Genomic DNA, 21405 nt, shown 5'->3' with positions numbered 1-21405 from the left:
CTTCCTCGTCTTACAGCAAGCATGATCGCGTCAACGCCGGAGCTTCCGATCTATAGAGCACGACTGCTATATAGACCCCTTGAACGCACAAAAAGCACCTCTCTCACGCTGAACGTGAAAGAGGTGCTCCCTCTTAAATGCTATACTGTTAAATCCTAGGATACCATAGATTGCCGAACAGTCAATCTCTTTTTGTGCTAGGCTCTGTCCAATGCTATTTTGGCTAATCCAAGCGCTCCGGACAGTCCGGCATTGTCTCCAAGCTGTGGTGAAACAACATAGTTGCCGATGCCTTCATTCAACGCAGGATGCTGCACATAGCCCCCCAGCAACTCTTGCAGCTTAGCATGGATTAACGGGAACAGCTGGCTCTGCTTCATGACACCGCCGCCCATAACGATCTTCTGCGGAGACAGAATAAGCACATAATTCATTAGTGCATGCGCCAGATAATGGGCCTCCATGGCCCAAGCCGGGTGATCCGCAGGCAGCTCGCCTGCCGGCTGGCCCCAACGGCTGCCGATTGCCGGACCTGCAGCCAGGCCTTCCAGGCAATCCCCATGATAAGGGCAAAAGCCTGCAAAGTTGTCCTCCGGATGGCGCGGCACGAGAATATGCCCCATTTCAGGATGGGATAAGCCGTGAATCAGCTCACCGCCGACCACTGCCCCGGCCCCGATACCTGTGCCAACGGTAATATAAAGACAGCTGTCCAGCCCCTGAGCCGCGCCCCATTTGTATTCACCCAACGCTGCTCCATTCACATCCGTATCAAAACCGATCGGCACATTGAATTGTCCGCCTACGGCTCCTACCAAATTATATTGTCCCCAGTGAGGTTTCGGAGTCGTCGTAATATATCCATACGTAGGGCTGCCTAGCACCGGATCAATGGGTCCAAATGAGCCAATGCCGATAGCTTCCACTTGTTTATTGCCAAAATAGTCGATCACGAGTCCCATCGTCTCTTCGGGCGTTGTCGTTGGAAAGCTGACCCGGTCAATTATCGTCCCGTCCTCATTCCCCACTCCGCATACAAACTTCGTTCCCCCTGCTTCAATCGCTCCCAACAATTTCATTGCAGTGTTCCCCCTTCTCCATGAACGGCTGGCCGTTATCAGGCTCTACCGGTAGTTATACAATATTAAAGCGCTCTCTTGCCTTTATTATACGTGGGTTGCAGGGTTATGACAAGCGGTTGACATACTTCTGTTTCCCGAAAAAAAAGGACATTACACGCTATCCCCTGTTTAACCGGAGCAGCTGTTTTGTCCTTTGTCATAGCTGGTAAAGCTCTGGCTTACTTACGTTCATGATAGGTCCGGCATGCTGCGACAAACCGTGCGGCCGCCGGCAGATAAGAAGCTAGATGAATATGGGCATAAGCTGCCATCACATTGCCGCTTACATAACCTTCCGGCTGGCTGCCGCCCCTCCCTTTGCTCTCATACGCAAAGGTCCTCGGCTCTCCATAGTCATAACTCATGACGGAGTAATGAAATTCATGTCCGCGCAGCGTCTCTCCCTGCTGCAGCAGCAGGCAGTCCCTGATCGCGGTAACTTCCCGGTAACCAAGCGCCGCACGGCGTTCCTGCATAACCGTATGGGCCGGAATAATCCCGGCCATCTCATGCAAGTTCCCGCTGCGGTCGGTCAGACTGCGGACCAGTACCATATAACCGCCACATTCGGCATAGAGCGGCATTCCGTCCGCCGCAGCTGACCGGATGCCGTTCAGGAAAGCCTTGTTCCCCGCGATCACGGAAGCGAACTCTTCTGGAAACCCGCCGCCGATATAGATGCCGTCCGCATCCGGCGGAATGCCCTCGCCGCGCAGCGGGCTGAATTCAACTAGTCTTGCACCGGCTTGAACCAAAAGCTCCAGATTGTCGGTGTAATAGAAATTAAATGCCGCATCACGGGCGACGGCAAGAACCGGGCGGTAGTCGGCTGGTTCAAGGGACGGATGGATGGGGTGAACCGGCCTGGAGCTAGCTGACGCGAGTGACGGAGGGATCGGGCGAACCGGCGGCTGGTGGCTGGCTGACGCAAGTGACGGAGCGATAGGGTGAACCGGTGACTGGTAGCTGGCTGACGCAAGTGACGGAGCGATGGGAAGATGGCCGCCTAGTGATACAGCATGGGACACGGCATGGGATACGGCTGGGGATACCGCCGCGGATTCGCTGCCGGTTGTCGGCTTTTCTGGCCGCTGGGAAGATGCTGCCCGTTCACTTTCCACACCCCCGGAAAGGTGCAAACCGGGAGCTGGATTAGTTGGCAATCCTGTTTCCGCGATGCCTGCCGGTTGATCTTCACGCAGGCAACCGGACGCCGCCGCCGGGTAGTCTTCAGCTGGCGACCCGTCCTGTGGAGGGTCGCCAAACAGGGAGATCTCTGCCAGCGGGATCTCCGGTAAGAGGAGCGGATGCCGCAGCGGGGGCGCTGCTCCGGCAAGCTGCAGCAGCACCGAGAGGTCGGTGCCCTCCGCCAGCAGATCGGCGGCACGGTCGAACAAGGGCTTCAGCTCCCCCCGCTCAACGGCGGGCAGCAGGCCCAAATGCCGCTCCGGAATGTCAAGCCCGCTATCCCGCAGCAGCCAGCCCAGCACGGGAATCCCGCAGGCGGCTTCAATCGCCGCCTTCACCGTCTGGTAATGGCTGGCACTGCCGCAGCGGTTCACGATAACCGCGGCAATACGTACGCGCGGCTCCAGCTGCTGGAAGCCCAGCACCATTGCCGCCGCACTGCGGCCCATGCTGCGGACATCGAGCACCAGCAATACCGGGCTGTCTGTCAGGATGGCGATCTCGGCGGTTGAGCCGGTTAGCCCTGTCGCTTCTTTGCCGTCATATAGCCCCATGACCCCTTCGATCACCGAAAGATCCGCTTCCGCTGAGGAGCGCAGAAAGTACTCCAGCAAATACTGACCTGAGGTCATCCAGGAATCAAGATTCCGGGGTGATCGTCCGGTGACAGCGGCATGATAGGCCGGATCAATATAATCCGGGCCGCATTTGAAGCCCTGCACGTTTAGTCCAAGCCGGGCAAAGGCCCGCATCAGTCCAAGCGTTACCGTCGTTTTTCCCGAACCGCTGCCTGTACCAGCTACAAGGATGCGGGCACGCCGCTGCAACGGAAGCCCGTCTCCTTCCCGCTCATACATCTGCGTCTTCCTCCCCCCTGTCAAAAATAACCCTGGCCACGGCAATCGTCACATTGCCGCTTTTTTTCTTGGGCAAAAGCAAGTCCCTCGCACCGGAAGACAAAAGGGCTGCAGGCTCGCAAACACCATAGGCTCCGGTCGCCTTGAATACGATCTCTGACGGCTGGTCCAGCGGCACCGTATTCAGCTGCTCCGGCGGATACAAAGCCAGCTCCCAGCCGTGCTTGGCGCACAAAGCGAGCAGTCCGGCTTCATCACCTTTGATCCCGGCAGTGGCCGCATTTCGCACGCTTAGGAGGGACAGCCCCAGCTCTGCCAGAGTTTCCTCTACCACGGCTTCCAGCTCCGCCGCCGAAGTGCCGCGGTTGCAGCCCAAGCCGAGCACCAGGCTGCGCGGTCGGTAGACTACGGTCCGTTCCGGCAGCACCGCCGCTTCCGGCGCTTTCAGCAGCCGGTCAGTTACGACAATTGCCGCGCTGAAGGAAGCCGCGCGCATTTCAGCCATATCGCCGCAGAGCTGCACATGCTCGGGCAATGCCGCTCCAGTGTGCAGCCAGCCGCGCTCCCCGCGCTCCTGCAGGAAGGCTACCCTCTCGCCGTTCACCAAGGCGGCGCTCACCGCCTTCATGTGGGCGAAGCTCTCCGGCCGCCAGCCGAATTCACGGCCTATCAAGTCCACCGCGAACGTCCCCTGAACATCCGAGGCGGTTGTGATCACGGGATGGCTGTCCAGCAGCCCGGCAATCTGCAGCGTCAGCCTGTTGGCCCCGCCCAAATGGCCGGAGAGCATGCTGATTACATGCTCTCCGCGTTCGTCAATCACGATGACGGCGGGGTCGGTTTTTTTGTCCTGCAGCAATGGCGCAGCTAATCTTACCGCTGCGCCAAGCGAGAAGAAAAGAATCAAAGCCTCATAACGTTGGAATAAGACCGGCAGCAGCTCTTTTAGCGGCTCGGCAAATATCCGGCGTTCCCCCGGTATCGCTTCAAGCTCCCCGCTGTACTTGGCGTAGCAGAATACTTCGGTACCGCCCAGTTGCTCCCCCAGCCTCAGCGCAAGCTTAATGCCGTTCCGCGTGATGGCGACTGCCGCATATTCCTTATCCATGATTGCCGGTCCCTTCCCGGCAGCCGTGGGTAAACGTCTTGTCGTACAGCTTTGAGCGGTGGGCATCGCGGTCGACCAGCCCTGGATCCAGCGCCCAGCCGGCCAGAATCATCGCATGCATCGTAATGCCCGCTTCACGCAGGTCAGTCTCCAATCCCTCTACCGTTGTCCGCAGAATCTGCTGATCCGGCCAGGTGGCCCGTTTGACCACAGCCACAGGCGTGTCCGGACTCCACCCGGCGGCGAGGAATTCCTCCGCCGCGTGTCCGGCCAGTGAAGCGCTGAGGAACAGCGCCACCGTGCAGTGATGGCTGGCCAGACGGCGCAGCTGCTCGCGCTCGGGCACGGGCGTGCGCCCTTCGGCACGGGTCAGAATGACCGTCTGCGTCAGCTCCGGCACCGTCAGCTCCGCGCCAAGCGCCGCCGCTGAGGCAAAAACAGAGCTGACACCCGGCACGATCTCATAGCCGACGCCGCACAGCTTCAGCAGCGACATCTGCTCCAGGATCGCACCATACATCGAGGGGTCGCCTGTGTGCACACGTGCTACGCTTTTGCCGGCCTGCACCGCTTCTGCCATCAGCTCCACCTGTCGCTCCAGATCCATCCCTGAGCTTTGCAGCACCTCAGCACCGGGCTTCGCGCTGGAGATCAGCTCTTCACTGACCAGCGAATCGGCGTACAATACGAGATCGGCCGAGCGCAGAATACGGCTGCCCTTAACGGTAATCAGCTCAGGATCGCCGGGTCCTGCCCCGACGATGTAAACCTTAGGTTCCAGCTGTACTTCCGTCATTTGCTCACCACCATCAGACTCAAATACTCCAGATCCGAGCCGCGCAGCTCGCGGGCATCCCGCCAGACGGTCTCATAGGGAGAAGTCACCTTGGTGACAACGGACGCTTTTCCTCCAAGACCCAGTTCATCCAGCACCTCCAGCACCAGATCAAGCACCTTCGCCACCTTAAGGAACACTACAGTATCATGATGCAGCAGTGCTTCCTTCAGCGCCTCGCGGTCATCGGTAGCCGGAATAATACCCACCCGCTGATCGCCGTCGGCAAGCGGCTGTTCGAGTGCCGCAGCGGCACCCAGCACCGAAGAAATTCCGGGAACCGATACAATCGGCACAACGGGATGCTGCTCTTGCATTAAACGGGCCAGATGAATAAAGGTGCTGTACAGATTGGGGTCACCCTCCGTCACAAAAGCAACATCATTGCCAAGGCGCAGCTCATTCCAGCACAGCTCCACAGTCCAGCGCCACCCGTTCTCCAGCTGCACAGGGTCTTTGGTCATCGGAAACACAAGTCCCAGCATGACCTTTTCCTCCTCATTTACATAGGTGTCGACGATCTCCTGTGCATAGGATTTGCCGCCTTTTTTGGCAGCCGGATAGGCGATCACCGGACATTCTTTCAACAGACGGCAGGCTTTGACCGTAATCAGCTCCGGGTCCCCGGGACCGACACCCACTCCATACAAGGTACCTACAGCCAGCAAAGCAGCCTTAGACTCAATTTCACTCTCGGCCTCCAGCTGGCCGTCAACAAACTCATACTTTTCCACAGCAGTTTGGGCCATCGCTTGGGCTGTCCCTTCACCGGCAGTATACTGCCCGCTTGTGGGCACCAGTTGCGGTTCCGCTTGATTGTTTGTCATCTCCAGTTTCTCCTTTTATTGAGCTGTATGTTTACTTGGATATATCTTTAGATCACCACTGCCTATGGCAGGGGGATATATGCGACGACAGTTTCGTGTATGTACGGCACGCAGGTATGCATATAAGAGTTCGGATTGGCACGCACGGGTGCACGTATGGACTGAAGCTGTTATTGACTAAATCTGGTAGTGACTAACTCAGATTTGGATTAATCTTCCATGTGCTTCGCTTTAGATTGCCGATTGCATATCCGGACGATAGTCAGATGATTCCCTTGCAACTGATGGATGCGGCACTCAGCTTCTCAAGGGGGATTGGCACAGAATGCTTGGTCCATCACTCATGATCCGAGCAACTGGTGGCTACGCGGACTGGAGAGGCGCTATTTGCAGATTTCTTGCTGTTTTTCCCTCTTCTCGGACTCCAGAGACGTTATTCACATCATTTACCTCCACGGTACAGCCCAGCGAATGAAATAGCGACGCTGGGGTCCGTTTACTTGGAAAACTAAGGCTCATTGATAAAATAACGTCGCTGGGGTCCGCCTCTGCACATAGCTATCCTCGTATCGCTACCTTCTTCGCATCGTGCCGTCTAGTCGTTCTCGTATCGCTACCTTCTTTGCACCGTAGCCGTCTAGTCGTTCTCGTATCGCTACCTTCTTCGCACGTAGCCATTTAGCCGTCTTCGTATCGCTACCTTCTTCGCACCGTAGCCGTCTAGTCATCCTCATATCGCTACCTTCTTCGCATCGTAGCCGTCTAGTCGCCTTCGTATCGCTACCTTCTTCGCACCATAGCCGTCTAGTCGTCCTCGTATCGTTACCTTATTCGTACCGTAGCCGTCTAGTCGTCTTCGTATCGCTACCTTTTTCGCACCGCAGCCGCTATCCGCCTCATACCTATCTTTCGCTGCCCTGCAGCGTTCATCGGTTAAACCGTCTTTTGGCCGCTGACCAAATAGACGGGATTCAACCCTTCAAACCGGGTCATGCCAAGAATCGGTTTGCCCCGTGAGGCCTGCAGCATCGTTACTTCCGGAGCAAATCCGGCGAGTGCCAGCGCCTCCATGCTGCCATACAGCGTCTCAATCGTGATGGCTCCCACAACGATCCGCCCTCCGGGCCGCAGCCGGGCCGCACTATGTGCAATTATAGCTGCCAGCTCGCCACCGCTGCCGCCGATGAACACAGCGTCAGGGTCTGGAAGCTTATCCAGCCCCTGCGGGGCTTTTTCATGGATAATTGCAAAATCCGCACGAAACTTCCGCCGGTTGGCTTCAATGTTGGGCAGATTATCTGCCCCTTTTTCCAGGGCATAGACCCTGCCAAGACGGGCAATCCGCGCACACTCCACCGCTACTGCACCGGAGCCGGAGCCGATATCCCAGACAATCGCATCCTCGGACAGATTCAGCTCCGACAGGACAAAAGCGCGGACCTCTCGTTTGGTAATCAGGCCCTTTTCCGGCTTTCGCTGCTGGAACACCTCATCGGGATATGCGAATCCGCGCCGCACCTCCACCGTACTTCCCGGCTTCCGCCGCAGAATCACTACATTTAGTGCTGCAAACTCCGCCTGCTCCAGCTCCTCCAGTTCCCAGAACCGGCAGACCTCTTCCGGGCCGCCCAACCGCTCGCAGACAAAAGCCTGATACTCCGTCATGCCAAACTCCCGCAGGTAAGCTGCAATCCGCGCAGGAGTATTGACTTCATCCGTCAAAAGAGCAATCTTCTGCCTGCCGTCAATCCGCTGGGCCAGCCCGTTAATCGGCCTGCCGTGCAGACTGATAAGCTCTGCATCCTGCCAGCTGTCACCCAGCCGGGAAAAAGCAAGCTGCACACTGCTGTAATGCGGAATCACTTCGACCTGCTCCGGCCCGAACCTTTTGGCAAGGTAGCCGCCAATCCCAAAAAACAGCGGATCCCCCGAAGCCAGCACTGCAATACGTTTTCCCGCTTTCCACAATCCCTCCAGCTTATCGGCAAAAGGCTTCAGCCCGCCCTGCAGCGTGATCTTTTCCCCATCGTACCGGCTGAAAAACGACAGTTGCCTCTCCCCGCCGAGCAGTACCTCGCTCTCCTGCACTTTTCTCAAGCTACCCGGCGTCAGCCCGCCTGCGCCATCCTCGCCAATACCGATGATATAAATTACATTAGCCACAGATTTCCGCCCTTCCCAGCACTCGGCCTTTCATCGTGATCAGCACCATTTCTACCGTCATCTCCCCATTCATGTGAATCAGGCAATGTCTGCAGGCATGAAGGCATAATTGTTCAAAAAAAGCGTAATTCCCGGCTGCCGTCATCATGTCCACAACCTGCGAAGCCGTATTGGCGGCAGCAATCTCCTGCACCAGTTCTTCGTCAACCCCGGCTTCGGACGCTACTTGGGACAGGAAACCGAAATCAACCGGCGCATTTTTCGAGTGAATCAGCATGGCTCCCTGTGCTACTTTGGAATATTTGCCCGCCATGCCGACAAGCGTCACCTTGCTGAATCCAAAGGCTTTGGCATGGCCGAGAGAGAACCCCACGTATTCGCCCATCTGGATAAAAGCTTCCTCCGGAAGCTCCGGGAACATTGCCATGGCATATTTTTCACTGCTGCCGCCGGTAGTGAGGATCAGCCCCCTGTTCCCTGTAGCAGCTGCAACCGATATGGCCTGAACCACACTCGCCTTATAGGCTTCAGTGGAGAACGGCGTAACTACTCCCCTTGTGCCGAGTATCGAAATACCTCCTACGATGCCAAGGCGCGGATTGAGAGTCTTGAGCGCAATGGCTTCGCCTTCGGGCACACTGATTACCACCCGCAGTCCCCGGGCGGCGCCACGCTCTTCCAGCACCTCGGATACAGCTTCCAGAATCATACGACGGGGCACCGGATTGATCGCGGCTTCTCCTACCGCTACCGGCAGCCCCGGCTTCGTTACTCTGCCGACGCCCCGCCCGCCGTCAATCTCCACACCGGGATGTTCCAGCCAACTAACTGTGGCCTCGATCCAGGCCCGGTGAGTGGCATCCGGGTCATCCCCGGCATCCTTCACCGTGGCACAGGTTGCCGTGAAATTATCCTGACGCTGCCATCCGGTCAGTTCGAAGGTATGCCGGAATCCCGCCGGCAAGTAAAGCTCCACGCTCTCCTGCGCATCGCCTGTGATCAGCAGGAGTGCCGCGCCTTTGGCTGCGGCGGCAGCACAGGCGCCGGTGGTATAACCCCGGCGCATAGGTTTCGAAGCGGTCTCCTCGGTCATGCCGATCCCTTCTTTGCTGTATGTTATGGGTCTCTGTTGATACCGGTAATTGCTGTACTTGCTTGACTCACTAGATTTTAACTTAGTGCTTCTACGTACTTATTGCTCTTATTGCTCTTAGCGCTCTTAGTGCTTCTTAGCTTATTAGTGCTCTTAGTGCTTCTTAGCTTATTAGTGCTCTTAATGCTTCTTAGTACTTACTTGATGTTTCTTTTCACTTGTGGTCTGCATGTTCTACTCTCTCTTTGGTTCTCATTAATTCGCTTCTTCTTGTCTTGGCTTGTCTTCTTGGCTTGTCTTGGCTTGTTTCTTCTTAGTTCCCGACTTCTATGATTATTTATTCTTTATTCGTATAAAACCCTACCTTGCTGCCTACCGTCCAGATTCCTGTTGCTCAGTGTCCTGCCGGACAGCCAGCAGGCTTAAGGCATTCACCGCTGCTACAACGACCGTACTGCCGCCTTTGCGGCCTATGTTCGTAATGTAGGGAATGTCCAGCTTGCGCAGCTCATCTTTGGATTCGGCAGCGGATACGAAACCAACGGGCATGCCGATGACGAGTCCGGGATGGGCCGCTCCTTCTTTTACCAGACGAATCAACTCCAGCAGCGCCGTGGGCGCATTGCCGATAACATATATCCCGCCGGGAGCTTCATTACAAGCTTTGCGCGTTGCGACAATTGCCCGGGTCGTCCCCAGCATTTTGGCTTCTTCGATGACATCCGGATCGGAAATATGCACCCTGACATCTCCGCCGTATTTATGTATCCTTTCCTTGGCGATACCGGCCTCTACCATCCGCACATCGGCAATGATCGGCTTGCCCTGCAGAATGGCAGCTATACCCGCTTCAATCGCCCGGGGATGAAACACCAGACTCCGCCCCAGCTCGAAATCGGCAGATGCGTGGATGATCCGCTGCACCACCGGATACTGCATAGCGTTAAAATAATGTACTCCCAGTTCCTTCGTGATCATTTGAAAGCTCAAGCTCTCAATTTCCTGCGGCTGCACCGTCAGCGGTTTGAAATCCGTTCCAAAGTCCACGTCCATTCCCCTTTTCATAATTCAATAGATGTTTCCACATCGTTTCAGTCATGCACCGCCAGTACTGCTTTTACCGCACCAGCTATCTCATCCATTGCATGATAGACACTGCCAAAATCGCAATAAGGCGTGTCCGGACGTGTTATCAAAATGACATAAAGCCCCATATCCAGTGCAGCATGCAGCTTCTCATCAAGAGATCCCTCGGCTCCGCTCTCCTTAGTGATCATGACCTGCGTGCCGTATTGCCGGTACATCGCTTCGTTCATTCCCCTTGAAAAAGGACCCTGCATCCCAATAATATTCCGCTGTTCTATCCCAAGCGCAAGGCATTTCTCGATGTTCTCCAGGCAGGGCAGCAGCCTGACCGTCAGGCGCACCTCCGGATCGCCGAGCAGCTGCTCCGCAAAAATCTCCAGTGTTTTCCCACCAGTGGTCAGCATGACCGAGCCTTTTAATTGTTTTGCTTTGCGGGCCGCAGCTTCATAAGAATCTACACAAATCAACCGGGGATGACTGTCAAAATGAAGGCTTCGCCGCTCGTAGCGAAAATAGGGTAGCCCCAGCGCTTCCGCAGCGGCCATTGCATTGGCATGGGCCTCAAGTGCAAAGGGATGGCTTGCGTCTACTACAACACTGTAATTCCCCTCTTGCAAAAAGGAGATCATCCCCGGGAGGTCCAACCTGCCAACCGCAGTCCGTATTGCGGCTGCTTCAAGCCGCTCCGCTGCACTTGGCGTCACGACAGAGGCCACCAGCGGCAGTCCGTGACATGACAAGGTCAACGCTAATTCCCGGGCATCACTCGTTCCGCACAACATAAATATCATAGCGTTCAGAATTCCTTCGGTCCGTTAGCTGAAGATACTGCCTGTACTGAAGGGTCCTGCCCAGGCTGTATCTTGCCGTCCGTATCCATCTCGGAGTGATGCTCCTGTTCATGCTGCCCGCTGCAGCACTGATGCCCATGAGCCGCATGATTATGGCCACATCGCCCGTGCTCCTGGTTATGGTTTTCTCCGTGATGATGGTGATGGAGGTGATGCCCATGCTCGTGATTATGCTCTTCCCCATGATGATGATCATGCCCGTGTCCCTCTTCATGATCTTCCTCACCAAGGTGGTGGTGATGATGGTGGTGTGCGGCCGCCTCAACACGGTATTTGCAGTTATCGCAGTTGGCGAAGGATTGGCCTTCCAATGTCTCTTCAATTCGCTCCGCAAGCATGTCGGACAGCAGCGGGTGAGAACCAAGGTAACTGCCTTGCTCAACCTCGACCTCCGGATGCCCGGCAGCGAACTGCGAGATGATATCGGAAAACTGCTTCATCAGTACTCCGGTGAAAAGCAGATACGGCAGCACCACAATTTTACGCGCACCCAATGCCAGACAACGTTCCAGTCCCTCGGGCAGCGAAGGTTTGGCAATGGCGATAAAGCAGCCCTCTACGCTTTTATAAGCAGTCCTTTCCCACAGCAGGCGGGTCAGCTTATAGAAATCACTGTTGGCATCAGGATCGCTGCCTCCACGGCCCATAACAAGAATAATGGTGTCTTGGTCCTCCACTTTCGAGATTTTCACACCCGCGTCACTCGTATTCTCCCCCGATGTCAGCATCTTGTCTTCCGGCTGGTCCGGCTGTCTCCACGCAGTTGCTTCTGCGATCCGGTCCAGCAAAATATCCACCGCCCGCTCCTGCACGCCGACCGGACGTCCGTACACAAATTCCACGCCGGGATACTTTAGCTTCGCCTGGTCAATGGCCAGCGGAATGTCCAGCTTGGAATGGCCAGCCGCGAACAAAATAATCGGTACCACGTAAACCGTCGAAGCGCCTCCTTTTACACAAAGCTCTATGCCCTCAGCAATCGAAGGCGAAGCCAGTTCTATAAAGCAGGTTACAAAGGTCAGCTCCGGCTTGCGGGCAGCAAGCTCACTTGTGAATTTCCGTAGTTCATCGTTGCCCTCCGCTACCCGGCTGCCGTGTCCTACGAGCAATACTGTTTTCATTCGTTGTGGCCCCCATGCTGAAAAAATGTATAAAACCGTTCATTGATTTTGCCCTGCGAACCGTATCGCAGGGCAATCGCTGTAACTGCGGCTATGAGCTCATCTTCATTCATTCCTTCGCGGAACAGGCTGCCTGCATGTGCGCCTCGTCCCGACTTCTTCCCGCCAAGGTACAGATCGAAGCTGCCCTTGGAGTACACTACGCCGATATCCTCCAGCACAGCTGAGCTGCAGGCCATGCCGCAACCAGCTACACCGATCTGAAGTTCCCGCGGCACCGGCCGTCCGTGGAGCAGCTTATGAAGGCGGATAGCCGCATTAAGCCCGTCTTTCTTTCTTAATTCACAGAAGCCGCACGTCTTCACTTTCACAAAATCCCCCGGCAGGCTCACATTCAGCCCGGCCTTTGCCAGCCGGTACGCCTTATCCTCCTGCTCAGCCCCACTACTGCGCAGCAAAAAATGTCCGTCCCGCGTATACACCAGCTGACCTTCATCGCCTGCAAGCTCCGCAAGCAGCGCCATCTGTGCGCCGCTATATCTATGGCTGCCAAGTGCCGGCGAAACCTCCAGTTCGGAGGCTTCGAATTGCACCGCCGGCGAAACGGCGGAAGCAAAAGCCTTAGGCAGCTCCGTCCGGGCCGCTACAGAAGCAGCTCCGCTCTCCGCAGTAGCCGCGCTGCCCATAGAGCCAGCAGCGTCATTCGCCTCTGCTGCGGCCTCTGCGGCAACCGCCGCCGCAGCCAGCGACCACGGCTCTGCCGCTGTCCGCAGCCGCTCATGCGGCTTCAGCGCCTGCGTCTCGGCGCCAAGACTGTACTTGCGCTCATAGCCGCGCGGCGTCACCATCAGACCTTCATAGACGGTAGTCGCGGAGTTGCCGACCACAACTGTGGAGAGCATGCCGATCTCATGCTCCAGCATATCCTGCAGCGTAGTTACAACCGTCTGCTGGCGGTCACGGTAGGCGCTTTTGACAATGCCAACCGGCGTGGACGGATCGCGGTAGCGAAGCAAAATGCTGCGGGCTTCCTCAATCTGCCGCGTCCGTTTGCCGCTGCGCGGATTATAGAAGGCAATTACAAAATCCGCCGCACCCGCCGCATCGACACGCGCCGCGATGCTCTCCCACGGCGTTAGATGATCGCTCAGGCTGATCGTGCAGGCATCATGCATAATCGGCGCTCCCAGCAGTGAGGAGCAGGACTGGATCGCCGATATTCCGGGAATCACCTCAACTTCCACACCGCCCGCACGCTTCCAGCCCCGTTCGATCAGCACCTCGTACACCAGTCCGGCCATCCCGTACACACCTGCATCCCCACTGGAAATGACCGCAATGCTCTGTCCCGCTTCCGCCCTGCGCACCGCTTCCTGGGCCCGGCTGACCTCTTCGGTCATACCGGTGCCGACAATTTCCTGATGCTTCAGCAGCGGCTTGATCAGCTCTACATAGGTGTTATAGCCGATAACAGCTTCACTTTCCTCAAGCGCAGCCAGTGCGCGGCCTGTAATATGCTCCAGGGCACCGGGGCCAAAGCCGATAATCAGCAGCTTTCCTTGTTTCTTCATCCTTTTTCCCCCGTCCACAAAATAACTTGATTTCATGCTTTCCCTGCTGCTTGCTACAACGCTCTATATCTAGCAGATGCTTCTGCCCAATCAGGTACTTTCACATCTGTCATTGACGTAATCACTCTATTGAATTTCCCGCTTCAGAATGGCTTTGAACTCTTCTGCATTCCGGGGAGCAGTCTGCCCGGCAGTCAAACGGCCGGGCAGGCTATGCCATAAATCAGCGAGCAGCGGCAGGTCAAGGCCGATCGCCCGAATGTCTTCCCCGTCTGCAAAAATATCCTCCGGCGATCCGGCTGCCCGGCAGACGCCTTTATCCACCACGATGATCCAGTCCGCCCAGCGGTAGGCCAGATTCATATCATGCGTCGCCATGACCACCGTGGTGCCCTTGGCATAAATGCTCTCAAGTCCCGCAAGCAGCTGTCTCTCGGAGAGCGGGTCCAGATAGGAGGTCGGCTCATCCAGCAAAATCAGCTCCGGCTCCATCGCCATGACCCCTGCGAGCGCCGTGCGCTTTTTTTGGCCCAGACTGAGCTGATGAACCGGCTTGTCTTGCAGAGCCAGCAGATTCAGCTGCTCCAGCACTTCCAGGCAGCGCTTCTGAATAGCGGCCTCATCCATGCCCGTCCCCCGCAGTCCGAAAGAAATATCCTCGATAGGCGTACTAAGAATCAGCTGCTGCTCGGGGTCCTGAAAGACGAGGCCCACGCGGCGGCGCAGGGCGGCCAGCTCTTTTTTGGAATAGGTTAGCGGGGTACCGCCCTGCAGCACCTTGCCTTTCTGCGGACGCAGTACGCCAACCGCATGCAGGAACAAGGTTGATTTGCCGGAGCCGTTGTGGCCGAGCACTGCTGTTTTTCGTCCTTTGGGGATGGAGACAGTCAGCTCCCGCAGCGCAGGTTCCGCCGTGTCCGGATAACTGTAGGCGACCCCCTCAAAGACCAGGCTATATTCGTTATTCATTGCAATCTCCTTACTCTTAGTTCAGTCTCCACTTTAACTCCTGCCGTTGGCCGCTTCCCTAATCAAGAAATCACCAGCTCCGCAAGATCCATAGCTGAGCGAGCAGCAGCAGGGAAATACCGGTGCAGGCCTGAACCGCGAATCTGCGCGGCACCGGGCGTGACACATAAGGCGGCAAAATGATCTCACCCATGTACCCCCGGGTTATCAGCCCTTGCGACAGCCCGTAGTAGCGGTGCATCGTATTCGCAAACAGTGAGCCCGCCATTCCCTCAACTTCCCGCAGTTTGGCCACCCGTCCTCTCCTGCCGCCGCGCAGCCGCCGGGCCAGCATCATTCCATGTGCGGTATCGCTCAGCAGGAACAGAAAACGGTACATAATCAGCATGAGCTCCAGTACGATCTGCGGCATCCGCAGCCTGCGGAGTACCTGCAGCAATTCTCCGAACGGTGTTGTAAATATGATAAAAAAGCAGCAGGTCAGGCAGGCCAACACGCGCGCCAGCAGCAACCCTGCCCGGTGCAGTCCCTCCGCTGTAATGTATAGTGAACGAGTCGAAGCCGGGAGCTGCAAGGACATTACCGCCTCACCGGCAGTTGGACGGCCAATTTCAAGCAATAGTGCCGGCAGGCTCAGACAAAAGAACAAAAGTGCCGTACCAAACAGCAGGCCGTAAGCGCGCAGCGGGATTTTGGCGTACAGGACGCACCACACGGTCATCCAGCCCGCAATCACAAGCTGCAAGGCCGGATGAAGCGCATAGGAAAGGATGAACATGAACGCTGCGAACAGGCTTTTCCACATCGCGGGCAACTGCCTCAGCGCATTGCTGTAGGATAACGCATCAATTCTTCTGATCATTAAGCTTGCGCCGGTCCTGTCTGCCTTTCAGCAGGCCGATGGAATAGCCAATCACTCCGGCCCCGATCGCCGCCTGCAGCGCGAACAGCATGCTTTCCGTTTCGCCAGGCAGCTCGGTCAGCGGTTTGAACCAGGGCTCATAACCGGGATCAATCTCTGTAATTACACCCTCTGCGGCATCGTCAGCCCCGCCGAATTCCCCGTTCACCAGCAGCAGAGGCAGCACCACCAGCAAAATCACCGCCAGCAGCATCAACCCATTTTTCCACTTATTGCTCATCACAGACTTCCTCCCTTGGTTTGCCGTTTCAGCAGCGACAGCTCATTCGGGCTGTAGGATTTCAGCCAGTTCCAGAGCAGCACGGTCAGCAGCCCCTCGCTGATGGCGAGCGGAATCTGCGTCACGGCAAAAATACCGCCGAACTTAATCAGAGAAGCCAGCACACCTCCGTCTGCCGCCGGAAAAGCCACTGCAAGCTGAACCGAGGTCACCACATACGTCATGAGATCGGCCACTGCCGCCGCCATAAAGACTGCCAGCTTTTCACGTCCATTCACCTTCATCATCAGCTTATAGACCGCATACCCGGCAAAAGGACCGGCCACCGCCATCGAAAAGGCATTCGCACCGAGTGTCGTTATCCCCCCGTGTGCCAGCAGCAGCGCCTGGAACAGCAGCACAACAGACCCGATTACGCTCATCGGCAGCGGCCCCAGCATTACAGCACCAAGTCCCGTTCCTGTAGGGTGGGAGCTGCTTCCGGTTACGGAAGGCATTTTGAGTGCCGACAATACAAAGGTAAATGCACCCGCCAGCCCAAGCAGCAGCTTCAGCTCCGGGTTGTCCTTGGTCATTTTCTTCAGCTTAAGGACTCCAAGGGCAAAAAACGGCAGAAACGCCGCCCACCAGAATACGGCCCAGCCTACCGGCAGAAAACCCTCCATAATATGCATCGCGTTAGCAGTGCCCGGCTCATTCAGCAAAAAATAAACGGTAAATCCGGCAATGAGTGCAGCAAAACTCCAAAATCTGCGTTTGTTCATCCTTTTCCCTCCATCGATTCGTCATTTTGTGCGTCATCAAATCAAAAACTCCCGCCCCGGGGGGTGGGAGTGCTATGTACGTCATCAGATATGTAAGAGATGGTGGTCGCGCTGCAACAGCGCGGAGAATCGCAGAATTGTAATGTGGGGGAGCTGAAGCTGGCACTTGCTCTGTACCAAATCTTCAAAATCCACCGTCTCCAAAACTGCATGCCTTCATCTCTTTAACCAATTCGTACACCGCTCCTATCCGCGTAGAGTCGTGGTGCGCGCAAACAAGGTAGGTCTCCTGGCTCGGGATCATAACGCCTTCCTTCGTCTTCCCCGGCTGTTTGCCGAGTGACATGCTGAAGTTCAGCTCTTCCTTACAGTGGCGGGACCGCTCGGGATTTGCACCCGATTCCCTGTTACCCCTTGTAGTTACAAGGGCACCTTGTCTTATCGCTAATTTGTCCTGTACATTATAGTGGACTTCGCCGGGCGGTGTCTGTGATAAAAGTGGAGCGGCAAAGTTCTCCAGCGCACCATCCGTTGAACCCTACGGGTTGTAAGAAAGCCATTTAAGTAATATAATTATTAACTATATAACTTGAATCCGGAGGCGTACCCAGAAAATGAAACTTGATCTTACCGAAGATTCCCTGCCGGTGTACGAGGCGCTCTCAAGCGCTGTACGTCTGCGAATGCTGCAGCTGCTTGCTGTTCAGCCCATGAACGTAAAGGAATTGGCGGGAGCGGTCAAGCTGAGCAGCGCCATTATGACAATGCATGTGCGCAAGCTGGAAACGGCCGGCCTGATCCGCACCCATATGGCTCCCGGACGAAGTGGACTGCAGAAGATTTGTTCTCTTGCCGCTGAAGGTGTGGAGATCATCTTCCCAATTCAGGCCAAAGCAGAGCGCAAGGGTCACCGGAAAGAAATACCGGTCGGACATTATTCCGACTTTGAGATAGAGCCAACCTGCGGGCTGGCCACTACCGAGCATATCATCGGCAGCTTCGACGATCCGCGTTATTTCTGGGATATGGAGCGGATGAATGCCGGAATTCTCTGGTTTGGCAAAGGTTATGTTGAATACAAAATACCCAACTTCCTGTTGTCCAGCCAGCAGCCGGAGGAGCTCATCATTACGATGGAGATTGCCTCCGAAGCACCGTCAACCAATAATAACTGGCCTTCGGATATTGCGTTCACGCTGAATGGCCAGAAGCTCGGGTATTGGACCAGCCCGGGCGATTACGGAGACAGCCCGGGGAAATATACCCCTGCATGGTGGCCGGCATACACCAATCAATACGGCCTGCTCAAGCAGCTGCGCATTACCCCAAAAGGAACCTATATGGACGGCTTAAAACTCTCCGACATTACGCTGGAGCAGGTTGCAATCCGCAACAAGCAGTGGACCTTCAGGCTCTCGGTGGAAGAGGATGCCGAACATATCGGCGGCCTCACCTTATTCGGCAAAGGCTTCGGCAATTACAACGAGGATCTGGTCGTAGAGCTGTTCTATACCGATGGATTCAATGGTGCTGACGCGGATAAAAGGGATGCAGCAGCAGGTACTGACAATGGGAATGGAACAGTTTCCTAGCCAAGCGATGCCTGCTCTGTCAAGCCCATCTATAAATTTTTCTCAAACAAACGCCCCATCACTCGTGGATACAATACCGCGAGGGATGGGGCGTTTAAAGTTTCAGTATGCCTGGGACTCCAGGGGGTTCTTTCCGGTATTCACAGCCAATGGACACTTCCTCTGTGACAAAGGTTCTCCAACGGCTTGACGGAACCGCTACTCAGTGACCGGACTCCACAATCCGCCGCCCGGCAACGGGCAGCCACGCTCCTTCAGCTTGGCCACGACCGGAATGATACAGCCGCAGGCTGTGCATGTTACGCCATCCTGGAGCTTCGGGCAGGCTGAGCAAAGGGCAACCCGCTCCCTGTATACTTCATCTGAAGCGGTGTTGTCCGGGGTGAACATTGATGAAGCCAGAATCCGGGCAATCTGGGCATCCGTCACCTTGTACTCTTCCCGGCAGCCCTTGCAGGTCGATAAAGTACTCATATCGGATGCTCCCTTAAGCCTTCGGGGTAATTTCCAGCACGGTCACCGACATCGGAGGCAGCTCAACGTTAAGCTTGCCGCCTTCCAGCTTAAAGCCGGTAAACGGCTGTGGCGTCACTGCCTCCGGCTGGCTGAATGTATTGTGGGCATCAATTGCTGTTCCGGCCAGCGTCGTTCCTGTAATCTCAACCTCTTTCCCGGCAAGTCCGCGCAGCTCCAGCGGAAGCGATGCTGCTGCAGCATGATTCAGGTTGCACAGGCTGACATGAATTACACCCTCCGCCGTAATGGAAGCTGAGGCCGAGACTTCCGGAATCTCGCGGCCTTCGAAGCTATAGGTGCCACTCTCCAGCGAAAGATCAAGCAGTTCCGCATCCTGATGCACCTTGTACATGTTGAATACGTGGTACGTAGGAGTCAGCAGCATTTTCTCGCCTTCAGTAAGAATTACAGCCTGCAGCACGTTGATCGTCTGGGCAATATTCGCCATCCGAACGCGGCCGCTGTGCTTATGGAAAATGTCGAGGGTCACACCCGCAACCAGCGCATCACGGATCGTGTTCTGCTGATAGAGGAAGCCGGGATTGGTTCCAGGCTCAACATCATACCAGGTTCCCCATTCATCGACAATGAGGCCCACACGTTTCTCCGGATCATATTTATCCATAATTACACTATGGCGGGTTACCAGCTCATCCATGCGCAGCGCCTTCTCCAGCGTAGAGAACCATTCGCCGGTTTCAAATCCGGTAGCCGCCCCCTTCTGTTCCCAGGCAGGACCCGGAATGGTGTAATAATGCAATGTGATGGAATCCATATAGCGGGTGGCTTCACGCATCAGGACCTCCATCCAGTGATAATCATCGACATTCGGACCGCAGGCAATGCGATGGATCTTATTGTCTCCATAATTGCGCACATAGGTCTGATACCGGCGGTACAGATCGGCATAATATTCAGGACGCATATTTCCGCCGCAGCCCCAGTTCTCGTTGCCCACGCCAAAATATTTCACGGCCCACGGCTCCTGCCGGCCATTCTCCTGACGCAGCTCCGCCATTGGCGAAACGCCGTTAAACGTCAGATACTCCACCCACTCCGACATTTCCTGGACCGTGCCGCTGCCGACGTTGCCGTTGATATAAGGCTCACAATCCAGCATGGCGCATAGCTCCATAAATTCATGGGTGCCAAAATGGTTGTTCTCCACCGTACCGCCCCAATGCGTGTTGATCATCCGTTTGCGGCCTTCGCGCGGACCGATGCCGTCTTTCCAGTGATATTCATCGGCGAAGCAGCCGCCCGGCCAGCGGAGCACCGGAATCTTGATTTCTTTAAGCGCTTCCACAACATCGTTGCGGATGCCGTTCGTGTTCGGGATCGGCGAATCCTCACCTACCCAGATGCCTTCATAAATACAACGTCCCAAATGCTCGGAGAAATGTCCATAAATATTCCGGTTGATTGTTCCCTTGCAGATATCCGCATTTAATACTGCACGCTGAGCCATTTTAATAATCCACCTCTCAATAATTAATATATATATTAACCACTTAATAATTATATTAATATTATAAACACTGCTAAACCCCTTCGTCAATCTTTATATAACATGTTCCGCCCCGTTCGCAAAAAAAGCACTCTGGAACCTATATGGGTTCAAGAGTGCTTTTGCAAAAAAGTAATCAACCTGTATCAGCGGCTGGCGAAGGTCAGCCCAGATCCCCAAGCTCGATCTGTACAATGCCCCGCTCATCCTGCACACTGCCGATCAGATGCATCAGGCTGCCGAATTCCAGCTCTTGGAACTTGCGGGCTGCCGTCTCGCGCTGCAGCGCCCACAGGCATTCAGCCAGCGTGCAGACTACCGGAACATCACAGCGGATTTCCGCCAGCTCACGGGACAGGTGAAGCATATCAAGATCGGCCTCAATTTTGGCACGCACGCCTTTGGGAAGCAGATGAAGATTCTCGATTACGCCTTCCACCGTACCGTATTCGGTCAGCAGCTTCAGCGCCGTTTTCTCGCCAATGCCTTTTACACCGGGGTAGTTATCGCTGGTGTCGCCCATAAAGCCCTTCAAATCGATCACCTGGGCAGGGGTGAGGCCCTTTTCCTCCAGCAATTCCGCCGGATCATAAACTTTATAGTTCGAGCGGCCTTTTTTCATAATGACGACTTTGACGTTATCGTTGACCAGTTGCAGCATATCGTGATCGCCGGTGAGAATGTACACCTCGGATTCCCCGCTGTAGCATGAAGCAAGCGTACCGATGCAGTCATCCGCTTCATAGCCCACCAGTCCAATATTCGGTACACCCAGTTCAGCCACGACTTCCTTAACCAGATCAAACTGTGGAATCAGCTCCAGCGGCGCATCAATCCGGTTCGATTTGTAGCCGTCATACTTCTCGGTGCGGAAAGTCCCTTTGCCCATATCCCAGCAGCAGACCACATGGGAAGGCTCAAATGTGCCCACCGCATCGAAAAAATACTGCAAAAATCCGTACACCGCATTGGTCGGCAGTCCGGCCTTCGTCTTGCGGATATATCCTCCATAAGAGGTCGCATAAAAGGCCCGGAACAGCAGAGCCATTCCATCGACGATCATTACCCGGCCCGTTGTTACTGAACTCATGTGT

Annotated in this window: 19 protein-coding genes, 1 pseudogene and 1 riboswitch; of the genes and pseudogenes, 1 reads left to right on the top strand and 19 read right to left on the bottom strand. The window is 55.6% G+C overall.

The window, feature by feature from the left end; translation table 11 throughout:
• Positions 1–197 precede the first annotated feature (197 nt).
• From ACQ76X_RS16930 to ACQ76X_RS16855, 16 genes and pseudogenes are all read right to left on the bottom strand, one after another.
• On the bottom strand, positions 198–1079 hold the full coding sequence (locus ACQ76X_RS16930; protein ID WP_438495121.1) for an ROK family protein: 882 nt from the start codon (positions 1077–1079) through the stop codon (positions 198–200).
• 221 nt (positions 1080–1300) lie between these two features.
• Complete coding sequence (locus ACQ76X_RS16925) at positions 1301–2149, bottom strand: hypothetical protein (protein WP_438495173.1); 849 nt, start codon at positions 2147–2149, stop codon at positions 1301–1303.
• Positions 2150–2425: 276 nt separating this feature from the next.
• Positions 2426–3166, bottom strand: a pseudogene (locus tag ACQ76X_RS16920) (cobyrinate a,c-diamide synthase); the annotation flags it as partial.
• Positions 3159–4274, bottom strand: a complete 1116-nt coding sequence (locus tag ACQ76X_RS16915; protein ID WP_438495120.1) for a cobalt-precorrin 5A hydrolase — start codon at positions 4272–4274, stop codon at positions 3159–3161. The pseudogene ACQ76X_RS16920 and the gene ACQ76X_RS16915, both read right to left, overlap by 8 nt.
• On the bottom strand, positions 4267–5070 hold the full coding sequence (cobM, locus tag ACQ76X_RS16910) for a precorrin-4 C(11)-methyltransferase (RefSeq protein WP_438495119.1): 804 nt from the start codon (positions 5068–5070) through the stop codon (positions 4267–4269). The genes ACQ76X_RS16915 and cobM overlap by 8 nt, the downstream gene beginning before the upstream one ends.
• A complete protein-coding gene (gene cobI, locus ACQ76X_RS16905; RefSeq protein ID WP_438495172.1) occupies positions 5067–5777 on the bottom strand; it encodes a precorrin-2 C(20)-methyltransferase in 711 nt (236 codons plus the stop codon). Before cobI ends, cobM begins: the two co-directional genes overlap by 4 nt.
• Before the next feature lie 1092 nt (positions 5778–6869).
• On the bottom strand, positions 6870–8099 hold the full coding sequence (gene cbiE, locus ACQ76X_RS16900) for a precorrin-6y C5,15-methyltransferase (decarboxylating) subunit CbiE (protein ID WP_438495118.1): 1230 nt from the start codon (positions 8097–8099) through the stop codon (positions 6870–6872).
• Positions 8092–9192, bottom strand: a complete 1101-nt coding sequence (locus ACQ76X_RS16895; RefSeq protein ID WP_438495117.1) for a cobalt-precorrin-5B (C(1))-methyltransferase — start codon at positions 9190–9192, stop codon at positions 8092–8094. Before ACQ76X_RS16895 ends, cbiE begins: the two co-directional genes overlap by 8 nt.
• 372 nt (positions 9193–9564) lie before the next feature.
• Positions 9565–10239, bottom strand: coding sequence for a precorrin-8X methylmutase (locus ACQ76X_RS16890; RefSeq protein WP_438495116.1), 675 nt, complete (start codon positions 10237–10239; stop codon positions 9565–9567).
• A 44-nt stretch (positions 10240–10283) separates the two neighbouring features.
• Positions 10284–11069, bottom strand: a complete 786-nt coding sequence (gene cobK / locus ACQ76X_RS16885; protein WP_438495115.1) for a precorrin-6A reductase — start codon at positions 11067–11069, stop codon at positions 10284–10286.
• Positions 11070–11074: 5 nt separating this feature from the next.
• Positions 11075–12250, bottom strand: coding sequence for a sirohydrochlorin chelatase (locus tag ACQ76X_RS16880; RefSeq protein WP_438495114.1), 1176 nt, complete (start codon positions 12248–12250; stop codon positions 11075–11077).
• Complete coding sequence (cobJ, locus tag ACQ76X_RS16875; protein WP_438495113.1) at positions 12247–13821, bottom strand: precorrin-3B C(17)-methyltransferase; 1575 nt, start codon at positions 13819–13821, stop codon at positions 12247–12249. The genes ACQ76X_RS16880 and cobJ overlap by 4 nt, the downstream gene beginning before the upstream one ends.
• 126 nt (positions 13822–13947) lie before the next feature.
• Positions 13948–14790, bottom strand: a complete 843-nt coding sequence (locus ACQ76X_RS16870) for an energy-coupling factor ABC transporter ATP-binding protein (RefSeq protein ID WP_438495112.1) — start codon at positions 14788–14790, stop codon at positions 13948–13950.
• Between the two features lie 70 nt (positions 14791–14860).
• Positions 14861–15652 (bottom strand): cobalt ECF transporter T component CbiQ, encoded by a 792-nt coding sequence (cbiQ, locus tag ACQ76X_RS16865; RefSeq protein ID WP_438495111.1) that lies wholly within the window; start codon positions 15650–15652, stop codon positions 14861–14863.
• Positions 15636–15932, bottom strand: coding sequence for an energy-coupling factor ABC transporter substrate-binding protein (locus ACQ76X_RS16860; protein ID WP_038588318.1), 297 nt, complete (start codon positions 15930–15932; stop codon positions 15636–15638). Before ACQ76X_RS16860 ends, cbiQ begins: the two co-directional genes overlap by 17 nt.
• Positions 15932–16696, bottom strand: a complete 765-nt coding sequence (locus ACQ76X_RS16855; RefSeq protein WP_438495110.1) for an energy-coupling factor ABC transporter permease — start codon at positions 16694–16696, stop codon at positions 15932–15934. Before ACQ76X_RS16855 ends, ACQ76X_RS16860 begins: the two co-directional genes overlap by 1 nt.
• Positions 16697–16958: 262 nt before the next feature.
• A riboswitch (cobalamin riboswitch) is annotated at positions 16959–17147 on the bottom strand.
• Between the two features lie 163 nt (positions 17148–17310).
• Between ACQ76X_RS16855 and ACQ76X_RS16850 the strand changes: the two genes are divergently transcribed.
• Positions 17311–18288: an ArsR/SmtB family transcription factor gene (locus tag ACQ76X_RS16850; protein WP_438495109.1), complete on the top strand. Its 978-nt coding sequence runs from the start codon at positions 17311–17313 to the stop codon at positions 18286–18288.
• A 198-nt stretch (positions 18289–18486) separates the two neighbouring features.
• Here the strand turns inward: ACQ76X_RS16850 and ACQ76X_RS16845 are convergent, their stop codons facing one another.
• The 3 genes from ACQ76X_RS16845 to ACQ76X_RS16835 form a co-directional block, all read right to left on the bottom strand.
• On the bottom strand, positions 18487–18762 hold the full coding sequence (locus ACQ76X_RS16845) for a DUF6171 family protein (protein WP_038588311.1): 276 nt from the start codon (positions 18760–18762) through the stop codon (positions 18487–18489).
• Between the two features lie 13 nt (positions 18763–18775).
• A complete protein-coding gene (locus ACQ76X_RS16840) occupies positions 18776–20272 on the bottom strand; it encodes an alpha-N-arabinofuranosidase (RefSeq protein ID WP_438495108.1) in 1497 nt (498 codons plus the stop codon).
• A 202-nt stretch (positions 20273–20474) separates the two neighbouring features.
• Complete coding sequence (locus ACQ76X_RS16835) at positions 20475–21401, bottom strand: 5'-3' exonuclease (protein WP_438495107.1); 927 nt, start codon at positions 21399–21401, stop codon at positions 20475–20477.
• Between the last annotated feature and the right edge of the window lie 4 nt (positions 21402–21405).

It is taken from the genome of Paenibacillus sp. IHBB 3054, from assembly GCF_051594305.1.
Taxonomy (GTDB): domain Bacteria; phylum Bacillota; class Bacilli; order Paenibacillales; family Paenibacillaceae; genus Paenibacillus_AQ.
The sequence above is the reverse complement of the archived record's forward strand: the minus strand, read 5'-3'. Positions and strand labels throughout refer to the sequence as shown.